Source organism: Yersinia sp. 1252 StPb PI, from assembly GCF_048593885.1.
GTDB classification, from domain to species: domain Bacteria; phylum Pseudomonadota; class Gammaproteobacteria; order Enterobacterales; family Enterobacteriaceae; genus Yersinia; species Yersinia enterocolitica_E.
This window is the reverse complement of the sequence record NZ_JAZGQE010000223.1, coordinates 1-6,744: the sequence shown is the minus strand read 5'-3', so window position 1 is coordinate 6,744 and position 6,744 is coordinate 1. Positions and strand designations below refer to the sequence as shown.

Here is a 6,744-nt window from a genome sequence, read left to right as displayed (position 1 = left end):
ACAAAAATGTTGTTACGTTAGCGAATAAATGACTAAAGAAGCAGGAAAAAATCCGCGCTGAGGTGAGCGCGGAATGGGGCATCGTGGCGGTAAATGGTAGGGCAGAAAACCCGCTTAGAAATGGCCTGAGTCCCGCCGCCAGGCATCGGCGGTTAAAGCTTCACCAAAGTGGCTGGAAATCAGCCGCTTAGTCAGATCGTGCAGCGGGGATGCCAGCACCTCGGCCGTGCTACCACGCTCCACCACTTCCCCTTCATGCATCACAATCACCTGATCGCTGATATGTTTCATCATGCCTAAGTGCTGGGTGACATAAATATAAGATATGCCATGTTTTTCCTGTAATTCCAGCATCAGATTAATAATCTGTGAGCGCATGGACATATCCAAAGACGCCAGTGCTTCATCGGCAACAATCACTTTAGGTTGCAGGATAAGTGCCCGTGCCAGTGCGATACGCTGCTTCTGGCCGGACGCCAACATATGTGGATAATAGTTAGCGTGATCAGGCAGTAATCCCACTTGCCGCAAGGTCTGATAGATTCGTTGCTCACGAGCCACCGCGTCTAAATCAGTGTTCAATTTCAGTGGCGCATCCAACAACTGGCCGATGCGCTGACGCGGGTTAAGTGAGGTGCTCGGATCCTGAAAAATCATACGGATACGTTGGCTGCGGTAAGCATAATCACCGTAGGACAGGCGATGATCGTCAATCAGCAATTCACCATCAGTTGGTTCAATCATGCCCGACAGCATTTTTGCCAAGGTGGATTTACCGGAACCGTTCTCACCAATCACCGCCAGGGTCTGGCCTTCGCGTAAAGTAAAACTGACCGATTTGACCGCTTCCACATGCTGACGACGAAATAGCCCGGTGCGGTAGCGGAAGGTTTTGCTCAGATTACGGACTTCGAGCAGAGTCTCTGCCATTATTGCTCCTCCAGATTTAAGGGGAAGTGGCAGGCAAAGGCGTGGTTTTTTACCAGCCGCAAGCGCGGTGTTTCAATACAGGTTTTTTGCGCATAAGGGCAGCGAGGCCCAAGGCGACAACCAACGGGCAAATGCTCCAGTGATGGAATAGCCCCAGGCAAGGTATTTAAGCGACTTTTATGTGGCAGGGAGCGGCCAAAATCGGGCATGGCACGGATCAGCGCCTGAGTATAAGGGTGGTGGGGCGCGGCCAGCAGGTCTTCGCAAACGGCACTTTCCACAGTTTGGCCACAATACAGCACGTTAACCCGATTCGCCCATTTACTCATCATCTGCAAGTCATGGCTTATCAGCAAAATAGTGGTGTTGTTATTCTGATTAAGTCGCGCCAGCAGACGGAAAATTTGTGCCTGAGTGGTGGGTTCCATGGCATTGGTGGGTTCATCGGCGATAAGCAGCCGAGGTTGATTAGCCAGTGCAATGGCAATCATCACCTTTTGGCATTCACCTTCAGTCAGCTCATAGGGATAACTGCGCATAATATCTGTGTGATCTTTAATCCCTACACGGTGCAGCAGCTCAATTGCCCGCCGTTTGCGCCAATGAAAACGTTGCCACCAGCGACCTTTATAGGTCCAGCCCGGTATCGCTTGTATCAATTGCCGACCAATATTTTCTGAGGGATCCAGACAGGATTGCGGTTCCTGAAAAATCATCGAGATATTATGGCCGATCACCTTGCGTCGTTCGCGTGGGGTCAATTGCAACAGATCGATATCGTCAAAACGAAAACGGTCAGCGGTAATGCGCCAGTTATCTTTACTGACCCCACAGATAGCTTTGGCGATTAAACTCTTACCGGAACCGGATTCACCCACCAGGCCACGGACTTCACCCTCAGTCAGGGTAATACTGATGCGATCAACCGCTTTGACCATCCCTTCAGAGGTCATAAATTCAATGGTGAGGTTACGAATATCAAGTAACGGCATTATTCCACCCCCGCATTAATTGCCCGGCGCATACCGTCACCCAACAGGTTAACGAGCAGTACGCTGACTAAAATCGCGCCACCCGGCAACATCACGGTCCACGGGGCGACATAGACTAAATCAAGTGAGTCCCCCAGCATCGCCCCCCATTCCGGTGAGGGCAATTGCGCGCCTAAATCCAAAAAGCCCAACGCAGCAATATCCAAAATTGCCATTGATAGTGCCCGGGTAAATTCAGTGACCAAAACAGCGGCAATATTGGGGAAAATAGCATAAGCCAGAATATGAGGGGTGGAAGCCCCGTCCAAACGGGCGGCAATAACATACTCTTTATCTAACTCATCATGTACGGCGCTATAAATGGTTCGCACCATTCGGGGTAGCAGTGCCAGCCAAACCGCGAACATGGCATGTTCTAAACTCGGCCCGACAAAAGCGACCACAATGATGGCCAGCAGCAGCGACGGAATAGAGAGCAGGGTATCCAGCACATGATTAAGAATAGCGGAGCGAAAGCCGTGAGTGATACCGGCAAATACACCAAGGATCACGCCACACAGCGCCGCAGCCAGTGTGACTAATAGTGCCGAGCCATAAGTCGATGCGGTTCCCGCCAATAATCGGCTTAAAATATCGCGGCCGAGATCATCAGTGCCAAGGAAGAACGAAACGTTACCATAGCGCGACCAAGAAGGCGGGAGCAGTTGGTAGCCCAAAAACTGTTGGTCAAGGGCATAGGGTGCCAGTGTATTGCCCAACACACAAAGCACCAAGAGGGCGAGTACGCCGTAGAAGCCCACCATTGCCAAGGCATCGCCATAGAAAAGCCGCCAGGTATACAGCAACGGGCTGGGCATTTTCTTCTCACGGTAGACATTATCGAAGGGCATACCATTCCTTATGCTTTAGCGGCGTCATCATTGCACCCAGAATATCTGACAGGACGTTAATGACGATAACCAACGACCCGACCACCATTACCCCCGCAGAAATGGCGGCGTAATCCTGCTGGCGAATGGCGTTTATCAACCAACGGCCCAATCCCGGCCAGTTAAACACCACTTCGGTTATCATCGCTAATGTCAGCATGGTGGAAAACTGTAACCCCAGTTTTGGAATGATGGGCGGCAATGCATTATGTAGCACATGGCGGCGAATAATGGTAAAGCGTGATAGGCCGCGAGTGGCGGCGGCTTTAATGTAGTTTTGCCCGATAACATCATCGGTACTGGTGCGCATCAGGCGAATGACTTCGGTCGTTGGGGCCACCGCCAGTGCGGTGATGGGCAGGATCATATGCTGCACAGCACTGAGCATCATCTCTTTGCGATACGGCGAAGGTGATAGCCATGCATCGACCAGAGCCAAACCAGTGACCGGTTTCACTTGATATAACAGGTCAAACCGGCCAGAAACCGGCAGCCAACCTAAATGCAGTGAAAAGAACAACATCAACAGCAGCGCCAACCAGAATACAGGAATTGAGAAACCAAGTAATGCGACAGAACTGATGGCGATATCAGCCCATTTCCCGCGCATCACACCGGCAATAATCCCCAGCGGAATACCAACAAATAGAGCCAGGGTAAAGGCCAGCACACATAATTCCATAGTGGCGGGGAAGGCTTCACGCAATTGCTCGCTAATAGGTTGACCATTGATGCTAGAAACCCCGAAGTCCCACTGAAACAGGCTACTGAAATAGAAGCGGTAAGCATCCATTAAGGATGCGCCATTTAACGGCGCATGAGGGGTAAAGTAGCTCAGGCTAAAACTGACCAGTGACAACATAAACAACGTTATCACTAATAGTAATAAGCGGCGTAAGGTGAAGATAATCATGGTTTTTTGCCCTCATTGCTCTCACGGAACACGCCAGCAAAAGAAGAATTGCCAAACGGGCTTAATACCAAACCTTTAATATCATAACGGTATGCCTGTAACCGTAATGAAGATGCTAATGGCAACAGTGGCAATTGTTGCTCCAAAATACGCTGAGCTTGCTGATAATATTCAATACGCGCGGATAATTGCTGGGAACGTAATGCTTTTTGCAGCAATTCATCAAACGCCGGATCACACCAATGAGCATAGTTTGTTTGCGAACGAATTGCCGCACAGCTTAATAGCGGGCGGAAGAAACTGTCCGGGTCATTACTGTCTGTCGACCACCCCGTCAGCGTCAGGTCGTGATTCATCTCCATCAGCCGCGCCTCTTGGAATCGGCCTTCGACCGGCACGATATTGACCGTAATCCCCACCTGAGCCAAATCAGCCTGAATCAGTTCCGCCGTCTTTAATGGGCTGGGATTATAAGATTGCGAGGCGGTCGGCACCCATAGATTGAGTTGTAAATGAGTCAATCCAAGCTGTTTTAGAATCTCTTTAGCTTTTTCTGGATTATATTCGGTTACCTGGGCCTGATTGTCGTATGCCCATGATGCACGAGGTAAAATAGACGCCGCGGTCTCAGCGGTACCGTAATAGATTGACTGCATTAATCGCTGGTTGTTAATCGATAATGCGATCGCCTGCCGCACCCGCTGATCGTTGAGTGGTGGCTTACGGGTATTGAATGCCAAATAAGCTACGTTCATCCCCGGGCGCAGTGTCAGGCGCAGGCGAGGGTCATCTCGTAAAATGGATAATTGGCTGGCCGCAGGATAGGCCAACACATCACACTCGCCGGTCAGTAGTTTGGATAAGCGGCCAGTACCACCCGCACCCAGATCGATAACCACCTGCGGCATGCGCGGTAAACCTTTCCAATAATCACTGTTACGGAACAGACGAATGTATTGCCCGGAGCGATATTCGTTCAACAAGAAGGGACCGGTCCCCACAGGCTCACGATCGATCTGCTCTTGTCGGCCTTTTTGGGTCAACACGTCGGCGTACTCGGCAGAGAGTACTGGTGCATAATGGGTAGCCAGATGCCAAAGGAAGGAGGCATCTGGAGCCTTCAGCTTAAATTCAACCGTATAATCATCCAGTTTTTTGACACTTTGCACTGCGTCGGCAAATTGTAAACTGTCGAAGTAAGGGTACTCGCCCCCATTGACATTGTGGTAGGGGTGTTGTGAGTCAAATACCCGCTGAAAGCTGAATATCACATCATCTGCATTCATCATCCGGGTTGGGGTAAACCAATCGGTGGTCTGGAAGGGGACGTCTTTACGTAAATGAAAACGATACGTCGCGCCGTTATCCAACACTTGCCAACTTTCAGCTAATTCAGGGATTAAACGGTAGGTATACGGGTCAACGTCCAGTAGGCGGTCGTAAAGTTGTGCTGCCAGGGTATCGATGGTCAATCCGCTACTGGCCATCTGCGGATTAAAGGTATTGAGTATCCCGCTGACACAATAGACGAAGCCACGTTGGCGGATATCCGGCAGCGGTTGAGCAGGTTGAGGGGCCGGGGCGGGTTGCGCCAGCGCTGGTGTCGCAAGGCAAGACAACGACAGCAAGCAAATAAGTAAAGCACGCATAAACGCTTCGCAGTAAGTAAGCAATACTCTTAGTGTACCGTAATCTGACACTCCCCCCAATCCATTGAGTAAAACAACTGCACTGTCTGCTGGTTGTTGCAGCAATCGAGGTGAATAAACAGCAAATTGTTGTTTATACGCGAGGATGTAGTGAGAGCAATGGGGGGCAGCGGCGGTGTTCGATGCTGTAATTGAGTATAATTCCATCATAATCAGTGCGGGAATGAGAAAAATTCTCAACAAAGTGTTTGCAAGTGCTATTGATAACCATTATCATCATTTTGCTCTTCGAGATAAGGCCAGTAGCTTCTGGTTTTAGACAGGAAAGCACGACATTGCTCACATTGCTTCCAGTGTTTTTTAAGCCAGCTCGGGTGCTGGCTTTTTTTTTGCCTGCCGCTATTAATTTCCTTTCATATATTATGGGTATCGATGCCCGATTAAACGTTTCATTTTAAGTTATATTTATCATTTATGTGACCAGATTTTTTGAGCTATAACATCAATAGGCCAATTGCTATATTCACACCTGAAAGATATTAGCAACCAAACTGGGTTTATAGAGTATGGAGGTGTTATGAGCCGATATCAATTAATGATTTCATTATTTATTTTCGGTGTGGTAAATATGAATGGTTGGGCTAAGTCGCCGGATGTTGTTTTGCGTGTGGATACCCGCGACCATCAAGAAATATTCAGTCATGGTTTTTACTCTTTAGGTGATAATGATATTGTACTAGAACACCTTAGTGGCAGCAGTTGCCGTGGTGACCATATTACATCAGCGGATAGTGCATTTATTTCTATCACAGCAGATAAAGGGTTTACTTATTATTATTTAGAGCGAGTGTTGAAAAAAACACCAACGACAAAGGGCAGAGATGTATTGGATTATATTTATCAGATAAGAGGTGATAGTAATGTGTATAGCGCAGATTATACATTGGATTTTTTATTACGACTGGGTCCGAGTGGTATGCAACAGAAACTTCACCGTATTTTTCGTTATTCACCGTTCTTATCGGAATGGATGGCGCATAGAAGAATTTTAGCAGAACAAATTATGTCAGCAGCTTCATACCTGTTGCGTCAGGGCAAAGTTATAGCTAATGAATTTATACCCAACCCTTTATATCGGCAAACACGTTCGAGCGCCAGTGCGAATCCTTATCATAATGCTTTTATTGTGCCTCCAGTTTTGAATATTATGCGAACCTGGATGCCCAAGATTGGAATTCGGCCGATGGTCAGGGCGTGTTTGGCAACATGGAGTCAATAAACCTTAAGTGGGATATAAATTCAACCTATATAAATAATAGAATGTTTAATCT

At 48.4% G+C, this 6,744-nt stretch carries 5 protein-coding genes and 1 pseudogene; 1 reads left to right on the top strand and 5 read right to left on the bottom strand.

Translation table 11 applies throughout. The features are described from left to right. Window positions 1–114 precede the first annotated feature (114 nt). The 5 genes from sapF to sapA are packed head-to-tail and all read right to left on the bottom strand — an operon-like array spanning window position 115 to window position 5,413. Window positions 115–930 carry a putrescine export ABC transporter ATP-binding protein SapF gene (sapF, locus tag V2A85_RS21120; protein WP_032906086.1) on the bottom strand — a complete coding sequence of 272 codons (816 nt, stop codon included), beginning with the start codon at window positions 928–930 and terminating at the stop codon, window positions 115–117. Next, entirely contained in the window at window positions 930–1,922 is a 993-nt protein-coding gene (gene sapD, locus V2A85_RS21115; RefSeq protein WP_372559098.1) for a putrescine export ABC transporter ATP-binding protein SapD, read from the bottom strand. Before sapD ends, sapF begins: the two co-directional genes overlap by 1 nt. After that, on the bottom strand, window positions 1,922–2,812 hold the full coding sequence (sapC, locus tag V2A85_RS21110) for a putrescine export ABC transporter permease SapC (protein ID WP_372559097.1): 891 nt from the start codon (window positions 2,810–2,812) through the stop codon (window positions 1,922–1,924). Before sapC ends, sapD begins: the two co-directional genes overlap by 1 nt. Next, window positions 2,799–3,764 carry a putrescine export ABC transporter permease SapB gene (gene sapB / locus V2A85_RS21105; protein WP_372559096.1) on the bottom strand — a complete coding sequence of 322 codons (966 nt, stop codon included), beginning with the start codon at window positions 3,762–3,764 and terminating at the stop codon, window positions 2,799–2,801. The genes sapC and sapB overlap by 14 nt, the downstream gene beginning before the upstream one ends. Beyond that, the gene (gene sapA / locus V2A85_RS21100) at window positions 3,761–5,413 is read right to left on the bottom strand and encodes an ABC transporter substrate-binding protein SapA (protein ID WP_420072274.1); all 1,653 of its coding nucleotides are present in this window, start codon (window positions 5,411–5,413) and stop codon (window positions 3,761–3,763) included. Before sapA ends, sapB begins: the two co-directional genes overlap by 4 nt. A gap of 577 nt (window positions 5,414–5,990) precedes the next feature. On the opposite strand from sapA, the pseudogene ytxA reads away from it, so the two are divergent. Next, window positions 5,991–6,744: pseudogene (gene ytxA, locus V2A85_RS21095) on the top strand (putative AB5 enterotoxin ADP-ribosylating subunit YtxA); the annotation flags it as partial.